The following is a 16,785-nucleotide window of genomic DNA, read 5'->3' on the forward strand; positions in this document are numbered from 1 at the left end:
GTACACACAAGTCTTTGAGAGTGGCCTCACAAGCTTTTGATCCCCCCAACCCCCCGATAAATTGGGGGGCAAAAATCCCCCTAAATCCCCCAATTTATCGGGGGATTTAGGGGGATCGAGATATTTGCAACTTCACATTAAATTGGTATAAGAAGTCTAATGTCTGCAAAGAATTGGTAAATTCGGATGAGCGATCGCACAAACAGATAACTCACAAAGGTTAGCTTTTTTCTGGTGGATCTACTTATAATAATTCCAGCATTTACCAATTACCCTCCATCAATTATGGCAATACTTCAACTGATTGAACCTGAAGTTAAAGATTTGGGTGGGTTTGTTGCCCGTCGCAGTTTGCCATATCTTAATCGTCAAATGGTTGGGCCGTTTATTTTCTTCGATCATCTTGGCCCATCGGTTTTACCACCCAACAAAGGCATCGATGTTCGACCACATCCTCATATCAATCTCGCCACCGTAACTTACTTATTTGATGGTGCTTTGATGCACCGCGATAGTTTAGGCACTGTGCAGGAAATTCAACTGGGTGCTGTAAACTGGATGACGGCAGGAAAAGGGATTGTACATTCAGAGCGATCGCCCGATCTCGATCGTCAAAATGAATCTACCATTCATGGCATTCAAACCTGGGTCGCTTTGCCTGTAGAATACGAAGAAACCGATCCAAGCTTCACTCACTATCCTGCCCAAACCCTTCCCACGTGGGAAGAAAATGGCGTTATCATCAAACTGATCGCAGGACAAGCATTTGGCTACACCTCACCTGTCAAAGTTTTCTCACCTATTCTCTATTTAGATGTAGTGCTGTCTGCCAATGCTCACTTTACTATCCCCACAGGTTATTCAGAGAGGGCAGTATACAGCGTCACAGAAGGTTTGAGTATTAATGAGCAACCACTAGAGCCATATCGCCTCGCCATCCTAGATCCAATAGATGAAGTCAGGGTTTCTGCTAGTGCTGCTGCTCGGTGTATTGTTATTGGTGGTGAACCATTGGGTACACGCTACAAATGGTGGAATTTTGTTTCTAGCCGACCAGAGCGGATTGAGCAAGCAAAAGCCGATTGGCGGGATTATCGCTTTGCTAGCGTGGCAGATGAAACAGAGTTTATTCCACTGCCAGAAGTGGTAGTAGAGGCTAATCCCTTATAATATCAGTCATGGTGTTGGGGGTGGAAGTAGGCGATCGCAATCCTAATTAAAAAAGTTGAATACATTAGCGAATTTGATGGTAAATAACTTCTCCTGGACTAAACAGTGGTATCCAATAACTCCCCTCAGCTATCTGGAACCCTCTCATCCAACCCCCATTACTTTGCTTGGAAAAAAGCTGGTAATTTGGAGAGACAAACATCAAAATTGGGTAGTGATGGATGATACTTGTCCCCATAAATTGGCGCAGTTATCTTTAGGAAGTATCAATGAAAATGGAAACCTAATGTGTCGTCATCATGGTTGGTGTTTTGATGGGGCAGGAAAATGTACAAATATTCCCATGCTGAGTGATGAAAAGGCTTTAAAAGCTGCCTGTAATAGCGAGCGATCGCAAGTAACAACATACCCGACTCAAGTACTACAAGAATTACTATGGATCTGGGCAGATAATAGTCCTACTGCTTTTGAAGATAGCACTTCCAAGCAACCTGCCCTGATGCCAGAATCTCAACTTGATAGCTCGTTGACCGATTGGTTTATGTCAGAAGTTCCTGTTGGTTACACTGTTTCTGTTGAAAGTAGTTTTGACCCTTCTCATGCCCAATTTTTGCATGAAGGAATTGCTGGATTTTCACCGGAACAAGCTATCCCTATAGAACATTTTGAAGTATTGGGAGAAATATCTGCTGAAGATGGTTTTACTTTAAAGCATTCTGGTTACAATATTTTTAACAAAGATATGGATGCGACTCGGAAGTTCAGTCCACCTTGTTCTAATACAACAATCTACAAATATTCTAACGGTAAATCTGCTTTATTTCAGTTATATTTTGTGCCCACAAAATCAGGTTCATGTAAGCAAATTGGTAAGTTCATTGCTGATAGCCTTCCACAAAAACGCAATTTCTGGTTTGAGCTTCTGCCAAAATATTTACAAACTGGGTTAAAACATTCATCTAGTTATAAGTTGAGTAACCAAGATTTATCAATGATGCACTCCCAAGCTGTTAACGAATCTGCGATCGATAAAACTTGGCAAAAGTCATATTTTATGCCTTCAATAGCTGACGTTGGCATCGTTACTTTTCGCAAATGGTTAGATGAGTTTGGCGGTGGTAAACCTGAATGGCAGGGAGTAGCAGAATCACCTTTTCAAGAATTAAGTGATGAAGAATTATACGATATCTGGCACAGACATACAAAGCATTGCCCTAGTTGTCGGCAATCTTTAGTTTTGATAAATAAAGTCAAAAACTTTTGTCAAAATTTTACGCTCGGATTGACAATTATAGCGTTGTTGCTAATCGGAATTAATCTACCTACAAACATAGTTATCATACCAGTTTTACTGGGTATATTAAGTTTAATTTGTGACTATAAATTAGACTCAATTCGAGAACGCTTTCTCAGCAGCATTCCCAAAAAAGGTGTTTTTTCAGTACATAGTATATTTAACTAATATAGGAATCCGATTTGAATCAATACGGTTCGGATAAGATCCCCCCGCCTGCGGCGACCCCCTTTTTAAGGGGGTAAAGATTAGCCTCGCTTGCGGGGTGGGGTTCTTCAGAGTTAGAGAGAAACGAACCTATAAAGGCTTACTTTCACTTTCTGTACTCCCCTTGCGCTTTGTTTAAGGCTTTGGTTTATAAGTCGAAGCAACGTGCAATTCTTTCAACTGTTTTGCATCTACACTCGAAGGTGCATCTGTTAACAAACAACGCGCTTGTTGTGTCTTCGGAAAAGCAATGACATCTCGAATGGATTCTTCTCCAGCTAGCAACATTACCAAACGATCTAAACCGTAGGCGATGCCACCATGCGGCGGTGTACCATATTCAAATGCTTCTAAGAGAAAGCCAAATTTACTTTGTGCTTCTTCAGGAGATAAACCAATCGCTTCAAACACCTGCTGTTGAATTTCTCGCTGATAAATCCGCAGACTTCCGCCGCCAACTTCTACACCGTTGAGTATCAAGTCGTAAGCTTGGGCGCGTGCTGTCTTTAAGTCGCTCAAATCATCAGGATGGGGTGCTGTAAATGGGTGGTGGAGTGCTTCTAAACGTTTTTCGTCAGCATTCCACTCGAACATGGGGAAATCTGTAATCCACAGCAAGTTGATTTTTTCTGGATCGATTAAATCAAACTCTTTAGCGATCGCTTGCCGTAATCTATCTAATGTTTTATTAACTGTAGCAGCTTCCCCTGCCCCAAACAACAACAAATGTCCAGCTTTTGCACCTGTACGCCGCAAAATTTCTTGTTTTTGTTCAATGCTGAGGTTGTCTTTAATCGCCCCAATAGTATCAATTTCGCCATCATCCCTAACACGGATATAAGCTAAACCTCTAGCACCGGCTTCGCTGGCTTCTTTAAATAAGTCGCCACCTGGTTTAATGCGGACGTTAGAAATTACATCGTTACCATTAGGAATCGGTAGAATTTTGACGATACCACCATTAGTAACAGTGTCCCGAAAAACTTTGAAACTAGAATCTTTGACAATATCTGAGACATCAACTAATTCTAAATCATAGCGGGTATCTGGTTTATCACTCCCGTAGCGTTCCATCCCCTCAGCGTAAGTGAGGCGGGGGAAAGGGCGCTGTAACTCAATTCCTTTAACGGTTTTGAAGATATGGCAAACTAAGTTTTCATTCAGTTCGATAATTTCTTCTTGGGACATGAAGCTCATTTCCATGTCCAACTGAGTAAATTCTGGTTGTCTGTCGGCGCGTAAATCTTCATCCCGAAAGCAACGAGCAATCTGATAATATCTATCTAAACCGGATACCATCAGCAATTGTTTAAATAGCTGGGGTGATTGCGGCAAAGCATACCACTCACCAGGATTGACGCGACTGGGGAGAACATAATCCCGCGCCCCTTCTGGGGTAGAACGGGTAAGTATTGGGGTTTCGACTTCAATAAAACCTTCCAAATCTTCCAGATAACGCCGCATGGCTTTAACAATTTGATGACGCAGTTGCAAATTTTGCGCCATGCGATCGCGTCGCAAATCCAAATAACGATATTTCAGCCGCAAATCTTCGCGCACTGTCTCAGTATCAGCTACGGAAACTTGGAAAGGTAACTGTTTGCGGACAGCATTAAGGAGTTGAATTTTATCGGCGTAGATTTCTACCTCGCCTGTGGGGATGCGGGGATTGAGGGATTCTTCGGGACGGTGCGTTACCCTACCTGTGATTTCGACAACATATTCATTTCGCAGGGCGTTCGCCTGTTCGTAAGAATCTGGGGTGCGTTGCGGATCGCTGACGATTTGGACAATTCCAGAGCGATCGCGTAAATCTAAAAATATCACACCACCGTGATCGCGGCGACGGTCTACCCATCCGTAAAAGGTAACAGTTTCTCCAATATGTTCTTTTCGGAGTTCGCCGCAATAATGAGTTCGCATAAGTCTTAGTTATTGTTTCCGGGCTAGATTGGGAAGAAAATGTCAAAGCCTTCCCATTATCTAGCATCAATAGTAATTGTAGTAGTTCTGGTTAAAGAAAAAATTGAATAATCTCACACTATATATAGAGGAGTCTATGAGACAGGAAGGGTAAGTTTTACCTATTTTTACAAGAGTTCCCGGAATTCATCACGGGCGATCTCACAGTCACGGAGTATCTGCGCTAACAAACCAGAACCAATTGTTTCACCAGAATGCGCTGGAACAACGCTTCGACGACCATCACTGTGTATCAAAAAATGGTGACTCCCTCGGATTCTTGCTACCTCAAAACCTGCTTTTTTTAACGCTGTTATTACTTCTCGCCCAGTCAAACTCGGTAGTTTACTCATAATTGAACAGAAACCCTTTGCACACCGATAAACTCTAATGCTTCGGTGTTTTCTTGTTCAACCTCTAAACAAAGTTCAATAGCTTCTTTAATCCGCTCTATCAGTTCGTCTAGAGATTTGGCTTGAGTGTGACATCCAGCTAGACTAGGCACGGAGGCAACAAAATAACCCTCAGAGTCGCGTTCTATAATGACATTAAATTCTCTGGTCATCTGGAGGTTCTTGTTTGGTGGGGTAATTTAATTTTAAAGTAGTTGAGTAGCTGCGATCGCTAAAAGAAAAATTTATGCTAATCAAGTCACTTTAGCTGATATGGGCAGGAAGTAACACAAAAGTGAAAATCTTAGTGAGTAATATTGTAAGGTAGACCGCTCCCGTAAGTTCTGAAGTTGCTCCCATAAGTTGTGAAGCTGCTCCCATAAGTTGTGAAGTCGCTCCCATAAGTTCTGAAGCTGCTCCCATAAGTTCTGAAGTTGCTTCCGTTATGAGATAGACCGCTATAGTTGCAATAACGTTGCACATACTGCAAGTTCCTGGAATGCAATATGAAAGTTTTTAGGACTTACGCATTGACAGGAAATACCAAATATGTATCACAGAAAAAACCAGATTTGTCGTAGGGGTTTAGCATTGCTAAACCCCTACATGTGCAGGTATCAAAGAATGATTAATCAAAGTCTGAAAAGACCTCTAACAGGTAAATGCATACCATGATTAATTTGTACAGTGCGTAAGTCCTAGTTTTAAGTATGTGGACTCCTTATGAGTAATTTTGATGAAAATTTCACCAAATCGGGAATATTACACAGCAAAGTTGTATAAAATCTCAGTAACACCAATTATCTAAAATCCGTCACCAGATTCAAACCCGCAAACCCAGATTTAACCTAACTTTCTTAACTACGAATTACGAATTACGAATTACGAATTAGTGATTATGCCGCCAGACTACTCCAGTCAAAATCTGCAAGGTCGCTCTTTTAAAGGTCAAAACCTGACTGGAGCTAACTTTAGGGGTAAGGATATTAGAGGGGCAAATTTTACGAATGCTATTCTCAAAGATGCTGACTTCACGGGCGCTAAAGCTGGGCTACAACTTCATTGGCTAATTGTGTTGCTCATAGTCGCATTAGTGCTGTTAACACAAGGAGTGATTTATTCAATCAGTTTTGGTTTATCAGCAGCATCTATTTTTGACACTAAATACGCTGGAAACGCATTCATTGGTTTAGTCTGCAATATTGTTGTAGCAGTTTTTTATATTGTCACTTTTCGCAAAAATTTAATAACAGGTTTAGGATTTATAGCCGTCATTCTTGTCTTTGTCTCACCCGTAGTCGTTATTTTAGTTGTTGTCTTTCCCAAAGCCTTTCCTGTAATTAGAACATTACCCAAAGGTTTAGCCATTGTCTTTGGTTTAGCTATGAGCGTTGCGTCTATATTATTTAGTATTTTGATTGGATGGAGGATTCAAAGTAGAGATGCTTGGTTTGATTCAGTTGTTAATACCTTTGCTGCTACAGGTGGCACAAGTTTTTATGGTGCTAACTTGATTAATGCTAATTTTACTGGTGCAATTCTTGAAAACACAGACTTTAGAAAAGCAAAGCTAACACTTACTCGTTTTTATGAAGCCAAAAACCTAGACTTTGCCAGAGTAGACGACACTATACTAGCTAACCGCGCTGTTCTCAACTTGCTTGTTACCTGCAATGGTAGGGGAAAATCTTATGATGGTGCTAACCTAAGAGGTGCAAATCTGAAAGATGCAGACCTGAATAAGGCTAATCTTAAAGGTGCTGATATTATTGCAGCCACTTTTGAGGGAGCTTGTTTAGAATGGGCAAACTTAAGTATTACTCAAGCTATATATACTAATTTTACCAAGACTCAAATGACTGGTGTTTGTATAGAAGCATGGAATATTGACAATACAACCAAGTTACACAACGTAGATTGTCGCTTTATCTATCTTCTAGAATATCCCAGGCTAGGAACCGATGACCGCGAACGCCGTCCCAGTAGTGGCGAATTTCAACCAGGAGAATTTACCAAGCTATTTGAAGAGGTTTTAAATACTGTTGATTTTATTTTCCGCAATGGCATAGACTGGAAAGCTTTTGTTAACGCCTTCCAAACAGTAAAAAATCAAAATGAAGACACAGAGTTAGCCCTACAGAGTATTGAAAATAAAGGTGATGGCGTAGTAGTCGTTAAAGTTGGTGTGCCAGATGATGCTGATAAAGAAAAGATACATAGCGACTTTACGCAAAATTATCAGCTAGCATTGCAAGCTGTAGAAGAAAAATATAAAGCACAATTACAAGCTAAAGATGAGCAAATAGTCGTTTATCGCCAACAAAGTGGAGAGATGACAGAGATTGTAAAATTATTAGCAAGTAAACCAATTAATGTTCAAGTTGACAATAAAGTTGAGAATAAAAATATGACTAACAGCAATGATGCCAGCCGCAAAATTGAAATTGGCAGTGTTGGCAGAGATTTTAATGCCAGTGGACAAGCTTTAAATTTAGGTGATATTAGCGGTACAGTAACAAATACCATCAACGAGTTACCAGCATCTCCCGAACCTGATAAACCGGGAATTAAGGAATTGTTGACGCAATTACAAGCAGCAATTGAGGCTGATACAAATTTATCTAAAGAAGATAAAGCTGAGGCATTAGAACAAGTGAAAGCTTTAGCAGAAGCGGGGAAAAGTCCTCAAGAGGGGGCGATACAAAAGGCGGCGAAAACGGCAATAAAGATTTTAAAAGGGACAATTTCTAGTTTACCCAGTGCTACAAAGTTGGTTGAACAATGCAGCAATCTGTTGCCGTTGATTTCAACTTTTTTGGGTTTAGGGTAGCGTGTCAAGATTTATCGCGTAACCCCTGAGATACCTCACCCTGGTTATGCTACGCAAAACCTGTCCCTCTCCTTACTAAGGAGAGGGATGTCCTTTCTTGACAGGGTGAGGTTTTTCTTTTGTTTTAGGTAATTCGATGACTTGTGTGTACACGGCCGGCGCAGGTAGGTTTAGCTTGTGTAGACACGGTTTTTAACCGCCCTTTTATCTGCGATGCCTGCGGCGGGCTACGCCTACGCTTTAAGAGTAAGGTAAAATTATAAATAAAAATATTAAGAATCTTAAACAAACTAATCAATGTCCAGCATTTATCTTGACAAAAGTAACTCTCGTGTTGTCGTTATCGGTGCCGGCATAGGTGGACTGACTGCCGGAGCATTATTAGCTCATAGAGGTTACAGCGTCTTAATTTTAGATCAAGCTCTCGTACCGGGAGGTTGTGCTTCGACGTTTAAACGCCAGGGATTTACCTTTGAAGTGGGAGCAACTCAAGTGGCGGGGTTAGAACCAGGGGGAATTCACCACCGCATTTTCTCAGAATTAGAAATAGATTTACCACAAGCAACGCCTTGCGATCCTGCTTGTGCAGTATATTTACCTGGAGAAACCACTCCGATTAACGTTTGGCGCGACCAAGAGAAATGGCAAGAGGAACGACAAAAACAGTTTCCTGGTAGCGAACCGTTTTGGCAATTGATGGCAACTTTATTTAATGCGAGTTGGGAATTTCAAGGACGCGATCCGGTGCTACCACCGCGTAATTTATGGGATTTGTGGCAACTAGCGCAAGCGTTGCGTCCCAGTACATTCATTACCGTACCCTTCACTTTGTTTACGGTGGGAGATGCTTTACGGTTATGTGGACTGGGAAATGACCAGCGATTGAGAACTTTTTTAGATTTGCAACTAAAGCTATACTCCCAGGTGGATGCAGAGAACACAGCATTACTTTATGCCGCCACAGCGTTGAGTGTATCCCAACTTCCCCAAGGATTGTTTCACCTCCAGGGAAGTATGCAAGTATTAAGCGATCGCTTGGTACAATCTTTAGAAAGAGATGGCGGCAAATTATTGATGCGCCACACTGTAGAACAAATCAAAGTAGAAAACGGTAAAGCTACTGCTGTTGTAATTAAAAATCAGAAAACAGGCGAAGTCTGGACAGAAGTTGCCAACCATATAGTTAGCAACGTCACCGTGCAAAACTTGGTGCAGTTATTGGGAGAACAAGCGCCATCTGGATATAAAAACCGGGTGGAAAAACTACCCCAAGCATCGGGTGCGTTTGTGGTGTATTTAGGTGTAGATGCTAGCGCGATTCCGGCTGAATGTCCTCCCCACCTGCAATTTCTGTATGATGCTGATGCCCCAATTGGCGAAAATAATTCTCTATTTGTTTCCGTTAGTCATCCTGGAGATGGACGCGCACCGGAGGGGAAAGCGACAATTATTGCTTCTTCATTTGTCGATCCTGCACAGTGGTGGGAAACTGAAGATTATGAAGGACTAAAAGAAAAGTTTACCCAAGAAGCGATCGCTCGTCTTGCCCAATATTTCTATCTCAAACCAGAAACGATTATTTATCAAGAAGCCGCAACACCGCGCACCTTTGCTCATTTCACAGCCCGCGATCGCGGTATAGTTGGCGGTATTGGTCAACGAATTCCCACCTTTGGCCCCTTTGGGTTCGCCAATCGGACACCAATTCAGCATTTGTGGTTGGTTGGTGATTCCACCCATCCCGGCGAAGGTACGGCTGGAGTGAGTTATTCGGCGCTAACGGTAGTCAGGCAAATTGACTCGCAAATGTAGTACTTTGTCAAGTTACTTTTGACGGTTTGTAGTAAGCACTTTAGTGCTGAGAAAATAAGGACTAAAGTCCTTACTACGAACTTGCAGAAATTTTGGGAAATGTATAAGTCATACTTGTAACCGATGGCAAACAGGACACAAAACTGATGAAATAAGGTTAGTGTTGCCAATCTGGAGTAATGACAGATAACGTTTTAATTCTTGGTGGACGAGGGCGGATTGGTAGCAGTGTTGCTCAGGATCTAGCTACCCATACGCAAGCTCAAATTACGATTACTGGACGTTCTGCGGAATTTGGCAAGGCTGTCAGCTTGTCTTCAGGCGGACAAGTGCAGTTTTTGGTATTGGACTTGGCAGAAGTTGACAAATTGCGAGATGCGATCGCAAACTCTAACTTAGTCATCCATTGTGCTGGGCCATTTCACTATCGAGATACTAATGTTCTCGAAACCTGTATTTCTCAAGGCGTTAATTATGTAGATGTCAGCGACCATCGTTCTTATACTAGTAAAGCTCTCAATTATCACGAACAAGCTGCTGCTGCTGGTGTGACAGCAATTATTAATACTGGGATTTTTCCTGGTATTTCTAATAGCATGGTACGTCAAGGTGTTGAACAATTTGATAAAGCAGAAAAGATCCATTTAAGTTATTTGGTTTCTGGTTCTGGTGGTGCTGGCATTACAGTGATGCGGACAACTTTTCTGGGGTTGCAGTATCCTTTTGAAGCTTGGATAGATGGAAAATGGGAAATAATTAAGCCTTATAGTGAAAGAGAAATAGTTGAGTTTCCACCTCCATATCAACGCAGTGGAGTTTACTGGTTTGATATGCCAGAAACCTTTACACTCCCCAAAGCTTTCCCATCAGTAAAAACTGTAATTACTAAGTTTGGCTCTATTCCAGATTTTTACAATCACCTAACTTGGATTGCAGCACACGTTTTTCCTAAATGGTTAATGCAGCGTCGTTACATGATTGAATTTCTATCTCATGTTAGCCATTCAATGACAGATGTCACTAATAACTTTAGTGGAATTGGGGTAGCAGTTCGTTCAGAAGTTACAGGACAAAAAAATGATGAAACTGCCGTTTATTGTTCAACTGTAGTGCATGAAAATACAGCGATCGCTTCCGGTTGTGGCACAGGTAGTATTGCCCAATTATTACTAGAAGGTAAGCTCAATAAACCAGGTGTTTTTCCTGTGGAAGAAGCACTCCCAACAAATTTATTTGAAGAAGTTATCCAAAGCCGAAGAATTAACATTACTCATAGTTGGTTATAAGAGATTTCTAACAAATAAATTACCCAATCTTGTGGGGTGGGCAAGATGAGCAGCTTTGTCTATGGGTAAGCACAATAATTTGACTATTAGACTAGAGCCTAAAAGGTTAAGATGGAATTAACTGAACTATAGGTAAAAATTAATATACCTTGCGGTAGAAGGAAGAACTGTACCTAAACACTTAGGATGCCTGTGAGCCTTAAATTTTGAATGTATTTATACATGACCAAGGCTTATAAGAGAAAACTAGGAGGGTTTTTCCATGCAAAAAATTCTATTAACTTTAAAACAAGCGTTACGTTCAAGCTTTTTAGTTGTTTGCTTGATGGTTTCCATCAGCTTGTCAGGTTCATTTATTTTCGTTCAGCAAGCTAGTTATGCAACTACTCTTGAAGAATTAAAGCTAATCCCCCCAGAGTATAAACCAAATTCTGAAGAAAAAATTAATCGCGCTAACGAATTTGACCCAGGTGTTGCCGTTCAAGAAGAAGAAAGACAAGAAGCTTATGAGCAAGCAATAAAAGATTCAAAAAATCTTAATACTATAGAGAAGACTTACGAAAGGAATTTGAAGGCTGAGAAAGAACAAAATCCTCCAGAAAGTTTTGGTGAGAAAGCAAAAGAAGTTATTGAAAAGGTAACAGGTAAATAGAGAATCCTAACGACCAAGTACTTCCTTAACTAGGGTTGCGTTGGGGAGTAAGATTCAAAGCCTTTCTCTGGTTTGGAGTACACGGGTTTAGAAAATTAAATTGTAGAGTGCGTTATCGCTTTAGCGTAACGCACCATCAACAATTTAAGGTGCGTTAGCCTTCGGCATAACACACTCTACAAAAATTAATTTTATTCAAATTCATCAATTGTGTTGCGAGGAGTAGATTTTTTCTGATTAGCAAAGTTGCGCTCATACCACTTCATTAATGGAGTTGCACTGGTGCCATGTATAATCACAGAAGCTACGATAGTGGTGTAAGTTATCCAAGCAATTTTTTCGGCAGCTTCACCTTTTAAGCCATTACCAAAAGCATAGGCGAGATAATATAATGAGCCGACACCGCGAATACCAAACCATCCAAATAACCAACGAGTTCCTGGATGAAAGGTTCGGCGGTGTGAGTCTAGAGGGCGCTTACCTATTGTGCTAATCCAAACTCCTACAGGTCGGATTAGGAATAATAACAAAATTACTACCAACAAAGATTGCATAGCATAATTGAGCATTGGTTGCAATAACAATATTGAACCCAATACTAAAATTGTTCCAACTTCCAGCAGTTTTTCAACTTGTTCAACAAATTCTAATTGTGCTAGTGGTTTTTCAGGATTGCTGTAACTTCGTTGGACAACTAATCCAGCAACAAATACTGCCAAAAATCCATAGCCATTAACCATTTCTGTTAAAGAATAAGTTATTAGAATTGTGCTGATAGCAATAAAATCTTCCATTAACTTATCAGCAGCACGGCGTTTTTGAACTTTCTTCTCAATCCAAACTATAGATTTGGCAACAACAATTCCCATAATAATGCCAACTGCGATCGCCCAAATTAAATCAACCGCAATCCATTGTTTAAACCAGTTCCCCCAATTATCATCTTTTAACGCATGAAGACCAAAATAAACGAAGGGAAAAGCTAAAGCATCATTTAACCCACCTTCAGAAGTTAAACCAAATCTCAACTCATCTTGGTCGTTTGTATCGGTCAGTTGTACTTCTGATGCTAATACTGGATCTGTAGGTGCAAGAATTGCTCCTAATAAAATTGCTTCTCCCCAATTCATTCCTAAAAAGAATTTACCCACAACAGCCAGGGCAAAAATTGAAATTGGCATCAGAAATACAATCAATCGCACTGTAATATCCCAAATGCCCAACTTTAGAGGACGAACAATTCTTAAGCCGCAGCTAAAGACAGAAATAATTACTACAAGTTCTGTTATTTTTTCTAGCAGTTCAGCGTTGAAAACTTCATCTCGACGTAATTGAATCAGCCCTAAGCCATAAGGGCCTAGAAAAATACCAACTATTAGGTAGATAATGGCAAAGGAAAGAGGTAGGCGAGCAATCCAGCCTGACCCTAATGTTACCATCAGCAGAAGTAGACCAATCACAAATAGGTCAATTATATAGAGATTTACCATATAGCCGTTTGTATAAAATTATGCGTTACTTTGTAAGCTTAATTGCAATATTTTTTTATTAGAATTACCTATGGGCAGATTTCTGGGATTAGGGATTCAAACGCGCCACCAAATTGCAGAAAAAGGGAATAGTTAACAATTCAAAATTCAAAATTCAAAATTCAAAATGATGCTCTCTAAGAGAGGCTGCGCGTGGCTTTGCCCGCCGTCGGTATCGCACTTCGATTCTTCGCATTTGCCCCTAAAATAATGGGATGTAGCACAGAAATATGGCTAAAGTACACCTGTGCGCTGCGATGAATAGTCTATCTACTCTACTTTCTCACTCAGATATTGCCAAATTTTAGTACAAATATACTATAATAGATATAGCGTCCACAAAGCCTAATGAAATACCTAACGGCTGTGTGAAAACCTTCCAGAAGATGGATTCAAGGGTTAGTTCGATGATGAAGCATTACATTCTCAACCTCAATCCGACTGCCAAACATGAATGGGATCGGTGTATTTTACGCGATCCGTTAACTGCCAAACGCCCAGACATTGCAAAATTAATTGCTGAAGCGGTTGGTGCTGATACGGGCAGTTATTTGGTGAGCGTGAATATCGAAGTTCAAGTTTTGCAGCAAGCCGCAGTCCCTCAAGCAGAACAGCTTTCGCTTTCGTTTCCAGAGGTGAGTGTGTCGTCACAACCACAATTGCGGGAAGCGGCTTAATGCGATCGCTTAGAATATCTGCGTAGCTAATTTAGTGTAGCTAAGTTGAGAGCAAGATTAGCGATCGCTCAATAACTCATATTATTTAACCAGATAATGTAAGATAAGGGGCTTCCAAAAAACAAATTATCCCAAATTATTTGTAGGGGATCTTGGCCAAAATCCCCTACTTCTGCCACAGTGTACTAAAATCTGTGGGACAACAGTTGGGCAATTTGCTGATTAATAGTTGCAACATCAAAACGCCGACTAGCAGTAGTCTTGGCATTATTAGCTATAGTTGCAGTTATTTCCGTCTCCTGAAGACAGGTGATAATTACTTGTGCAAGTTCCTGGGGTTCTCCTGGTGTCACCAAAAAACCATTAAGCCCTTGTTCCACCAATTCCATTACACCCCCAGCTTTTGCTGCAACTACAGGTTTTCCACATAGCATTGCCTCTACAATCACTCTACCAAAGGGTTCGGGGGAAGTAGAGGTATGTGCCACCAAGTTACAAGCTGCCATTAACTGGGGAATATCGGAACGAAATCCTAAAAATTTAACGCGGTTTTCTAGTCCCAGTTCGGCAACTTGTTGGTGTAACTTCTGGACGTAATCTTGTTCGCCAAACAGGGCATCACCCACTAAAATAGCTATCACCTCTTGCGGACATTTGGCAAGGGCATCAATTAAAATGTGCTGTCCTTTCCAAGGTGCAAGACGGCTAAAGTGTCCGACGACAAATTTACCTTCCAATCCTAACTTTTCCTGCAATTTACTAATGTCAGATTCATCAGTTTGATAATTTTTTGGATCGAAGCCGTTATAGACAACTTCGATTATATCTGAGCATCCTCCTGCTTGGATAAAGGCTATTTTACTAGCTTGGGAATTAGCAATTACTAATGAGGCAAAACGATTAGCTAAGTTAATAGCAATGCGAAGATTAGTTTGGCTAAAATGTTCTGTGGAAAGAATATCATGTAAATGATAAACTAGAGGACGACGACTAAAAAAACTTGCTAATGCTCCAACAACTAATGCCTTTTGGGTGTTGGCATAAATTAAATCGTATTCACGTGCTTTTTTAATTACCTTAGTAATCAAAGGTGCAAGTTGTCCCAAACTCTTTAATCCTTGCACCAAACTACTTTCTTTACGAACTGGGATTGCTTGAGTTGCAAGAACTTCTACTGGGATATGATTTTGCTGTAGTAAATCTTTAAATGGCCCATCTGCAAATAAACCTACTAAAGCATGATGGGAATATGGTTTAGCAATATCTATTAAACACAATTCTGCACCACCTGGTTTACCACTTTGGTCTAAGAAAAAAATTCTCATAAAACTTCCTTATAATACAATACGGTTCAGACGCGATAAATCGCGTCTCTACAAAGCAATTTTCCCATCTCTAGTTTAATTTAATAGAACATTTCGCACTTGTTGGGCGATTTGATTCCAGTCGTAGTGGGTGGTGGCGTAATGGCGACAGGCTTCTCGTGAAGGTATGGGGATGTTTCCCAAAAGGGCTTGTTCTAATTTTTCAGCAATAGCTGAGGCTTCTATTGAAGTAGTAATTAAATCGGGTGAAAATTCTGATAAAATTTCTGGCATTCCCCCGACTGGGGTACATAAAATAGGAGTACCACAGGCTAGAGATTCAACTATTACTAATCCAAATCCTTCAAAAGATTGACTAGGCATTATAGTCAATTCCGCAGCTTGATAAGCTATAGGTAATTGCTCATCCGGGAGAAAACCTAAAAATTTAACGTTGTCATCTAGTCCTAATTCTGTAGCCTGTTGTTGGAGTGCGGTTTGAATGTGACCGCGACCTGCGATCGCTAGCCAAACATCTGGTATTCTGGGCTTAATTATAGCCAAAGCTTGCAATAATTTGTCAACTCCCGTTCGATGCACTAAACGGCGAGATGTAAATATTATCCGGCGATTATTTGGCCAGCCTAGTTGTTTACAAGCCTCTTGGGGTGATAAATTTGGTTGAAACCAATCAATATCAACTCCACCAGGAATAACATTAATTTTGCTCCACGGTACTTGATATTTCTCATGTAGAATTTTACCAAATGCTTTGCTCAGAACAATGAAGCGATCGCAGCGATTATAAGTGTTTTGTTCTATTAGCCAGTGTTTGATCAAAAGACTAAGATTTTTATTAACTACCTCTTGCTGACTCTCAGAAGCCCAAGGTCCATGAAAATTAAAAGTAACTGGTACACCCTTTGGCAGAATATCTAAAAGAGGAAAGCTATATAATGCAAAGTGCAGATTAATAGCATCTGGTTTACTTGTTCTTGTTTTCTGAAAATTACTTCTGATCGACCATAATCTTTGCCAAATAGGACTATCGGGAGAAGCTAAGTTAGTCAGCATAATTGGCGAATTGATTTCAGCCTCTGGTAGACCAACTCCGCATAATTCAACCTGGTCTTTATTGGCTGCTAATTTATGAGTTAATTCATAAATATACCTTTCTAATCCTCCGGGGTTTTTGGGAAACCAGCCTAATCCCAAAGTAAGGATAGATGCAGGCGATGAGGCAAAATTTTCTGGTTTATGTTTCACTAATATGTCTCCTGTAAATATATAAAAACAGTAGATATGTACAAATGTAAGCCCCTAGAAAATATTCAAAATATTAATTACTAGAATTTCCAGAACCGGATTGAATCCACATTCGCAAGAAGATTTTTATATAGAACACCAATTTATAAACTATTTATATGTCAACGTCAACAAGGGATAAAACCTTGTGTTTTTATTAACTACACAACACTGATTATGATATATATGATACTTGTCAATTAACAAAGGTAAATGCTAGATAGAGAGAGCCAAAATTCACTATAAGTTAACAATTATAGAAATATCATGTATTAATATTTACTATTTTTGGTTACTAATCAGTAGCTATTAATACCTCCAGGAAGGTTTTAGAGATATTGTCTGAAAAATTAAATAATCAAAGG

13 protein-coding genes are annotated in these 16,785 nt (G+C 40.2%); 7 read left to right on the forward strand and 6 right to left on the reverse strand.

All coding sequences use genetic code 11. The features are described 5' to 3' along the window. The first annotated feature begins 285 nt into the window (after window positions 1-285). Together CDG77_RS16040 and CDG77_RS16045 are read left to right on the forward strand one after the other, a co-directional pair. Window positions 286-1,170, forward strand: a complete 885-nt coding sequence (locus tag CDG77_RS16040) for a pirin family protein (RefSeq protein WP_094330348.1) — start codon at window positions 286-288, stop codon at window positions 1,168-1,170. 55 nt (window positions 1,171-1,225) lie between these two features. Beyond that, entirely contained in the window at window positions 1,226-2,632 is a 1,407-nt protein-coding gene (locus CDG77_RS16045; RefSeq protein ID WP_223269830.1) for an aromatic ring-hydroxylating dioxygenase subunit alpha, read from the forward strand. A gap of 174 nt (window positions 2,633-2,806) precedes the next feature. Here the strand turns inward: CDG77_RS16045 and aspS are convergent, their stop codons facing one another. From aspS to CDG77_RS16060, 3 genes are all read right to left on the reverse strand, one after another. Beyond that, entirely contained in the window at window positions 2,807-4,594 is a 1,788-nt protein-coding gene (gene aspS, locus CDG77_RS16050; RefSeq protein ID WP_094330350.1) for an aspartate--tRNA ligase, read from the reverse strand. 167 nt (window positions 4,595-4,761) lie between these two features. After that, window positions 4,762-4,986, reverse strand: a complete 225-nt coding sequence (locus tag CDG77_RS16055) for a type II toxin-antitoxin system HicA family toxin (RefSeq protein WP_094330351.1) — start codon at window positions 4,984-4,986, stop codon at window positions 4,762-4,764. Next, entirely contained in the window at window positions 4,983-5,198 is a 216-nt protein-coding gene (locus CDG77_RS16060) for a type II toxin-antitoxin system HicB family antitoxin (protein WP_094330352.1), read from the reverse strand. The genes CDG77_RS16055 and CDG77_RS16060 overlap by 4 nt, the downstream gene beginning before the upstream one ends. Window positions 5,199-5,923: 725 nt before the next feature. On the opposite strand from CDG77_RS16060, the gene CDG77_RS16070 reads away from it, so the two are divergent. From CDG77_RS16070 to CDG77_RS16085, 4 genes are all read left to right on the forward strand, one after another. Then, window positions 5,924-7,855 carry a pentapeptide repeat-containing protein gene (locus CDG77_RS16070; protein WP_094330354.1) on the forward strand — a complete coding sequence of 644 codons (1,932 nt, stop codon included), beginning with the start codon at window positions 5,924-5,926 and terminating at the stop codon, window positions 7,853-7,855. Window positions 7,856-8,152: 297 nt separating this feature from the next. Then, window positions 8,153-9,667, forward strand: a complete 1,515-nt coding sequence (gene crtD, locus CDG77_RS16075; protein WP_094330355.1) for a C-3',4' desaturase CrtD — start codon at window positions 8,153-8,155, stop codon at window positions 9,665-9,667. Between the two features lie 179 nt (window positions 9,668-9,846). Beyond that, the gene (locus tag CDG77_RS16080; protein WP_094330356.1) at window positions 9,847-10,953 is read left to right on the forward strand and encodes a saccharopine dehydrogenase family protein; all 1,107 of its coding nucleotides are present in this window, start codon (window positions 9,847-9,849) and stop codon (window positions 10,951-10,953) included. Between the two features lie 262 nt (window positions 10,954-11,215). Next, window positions 11,216-11,605 (forward strand): hypothetical protein, encoded by a 390-nt coding sequence (locus tag CDG77_RS16085; RefSeq protein WP_094330357.1) that lies wholly within the window; start codon window positions 11,216-11,218, stop codon window positions 11,603-11,605. A gap of 191 nt (window positions 11,606-11,796) precedes the next feature. Here CDG77_RS16085 and CDG77_RS16090 read toward each other — a convergent pair whose 3' ends face one another. Then, entirely contained in the window at window positions 11,797-13,095 is a 1,299-nt protein-coding gene (locus CDG77_RS16090; RefSeq protein ID WP_094330358.1) for a cation:proton antiporter, read from the reverse strand. 446 nt (window positions 13,096-13,541) lie between these two features. Between CDG77_RS16090 and CDG77_RS16095 the strand changes: the two genes are divergently transcribed. Further along, complete coding sequence (locus CDG77_RS16095) at window positions 13,542-13,811, forward strand: hypothetical protein (protein WP_094330359.1); 270 nt, start codon at window positions 13,542-13,544, stop codon at window positions 13,809-13,811. A 185-nt stretch (window positions 13,812-13,996) separates the two neighbouring features. On the opposite strand, the gene CDG77_RS16100 is transcribed toward CDG77_RS16095, so the two are convergent. Together CDG77_RS16100 and CDG77_RS16105 are read right to left on the reverse strand one after the other, a co-directional pair. Next, window positions 13,997-15,136 (reverse strand): glycosyltransferase family 4 protein, encoded by a 1,140-nt coding sequence (locus CDG77_RS16100; RefSeq protein ID WP_094330360.1) that lies wholly within the window; start codon window positions 15,134-15,136, stop codon window positions 13,997-13,999. 75 nt (window positions 15,137-15,211) lie between these two features. Then, the gene (locus CDG77_RS16105) at window positions 15,212-16,381 is read right to left on the reverse strand and encodes a glycosyltransferase family 4 protein (RefSeq protein WP_094330361.1); all 1,170 of its coding nucleotides are present in this window, start codon (window positions 16,379-16,381) and stop codon (window positions 15,212-15,214) included. Between the last annotated feature and the right edge of the window lie 404 nt (window positions 16,382-16,785).

The organism is Nostoc sp. 'Peltigera membranacea cyanobiont' 213, assembly GCF_002245975.1.
Taxonomy (GTDB): Bacteria; Cyanobacteriota; Cyanobacteriia; order Cyanobacteriales; family Nostocaceae; genus Nostoc.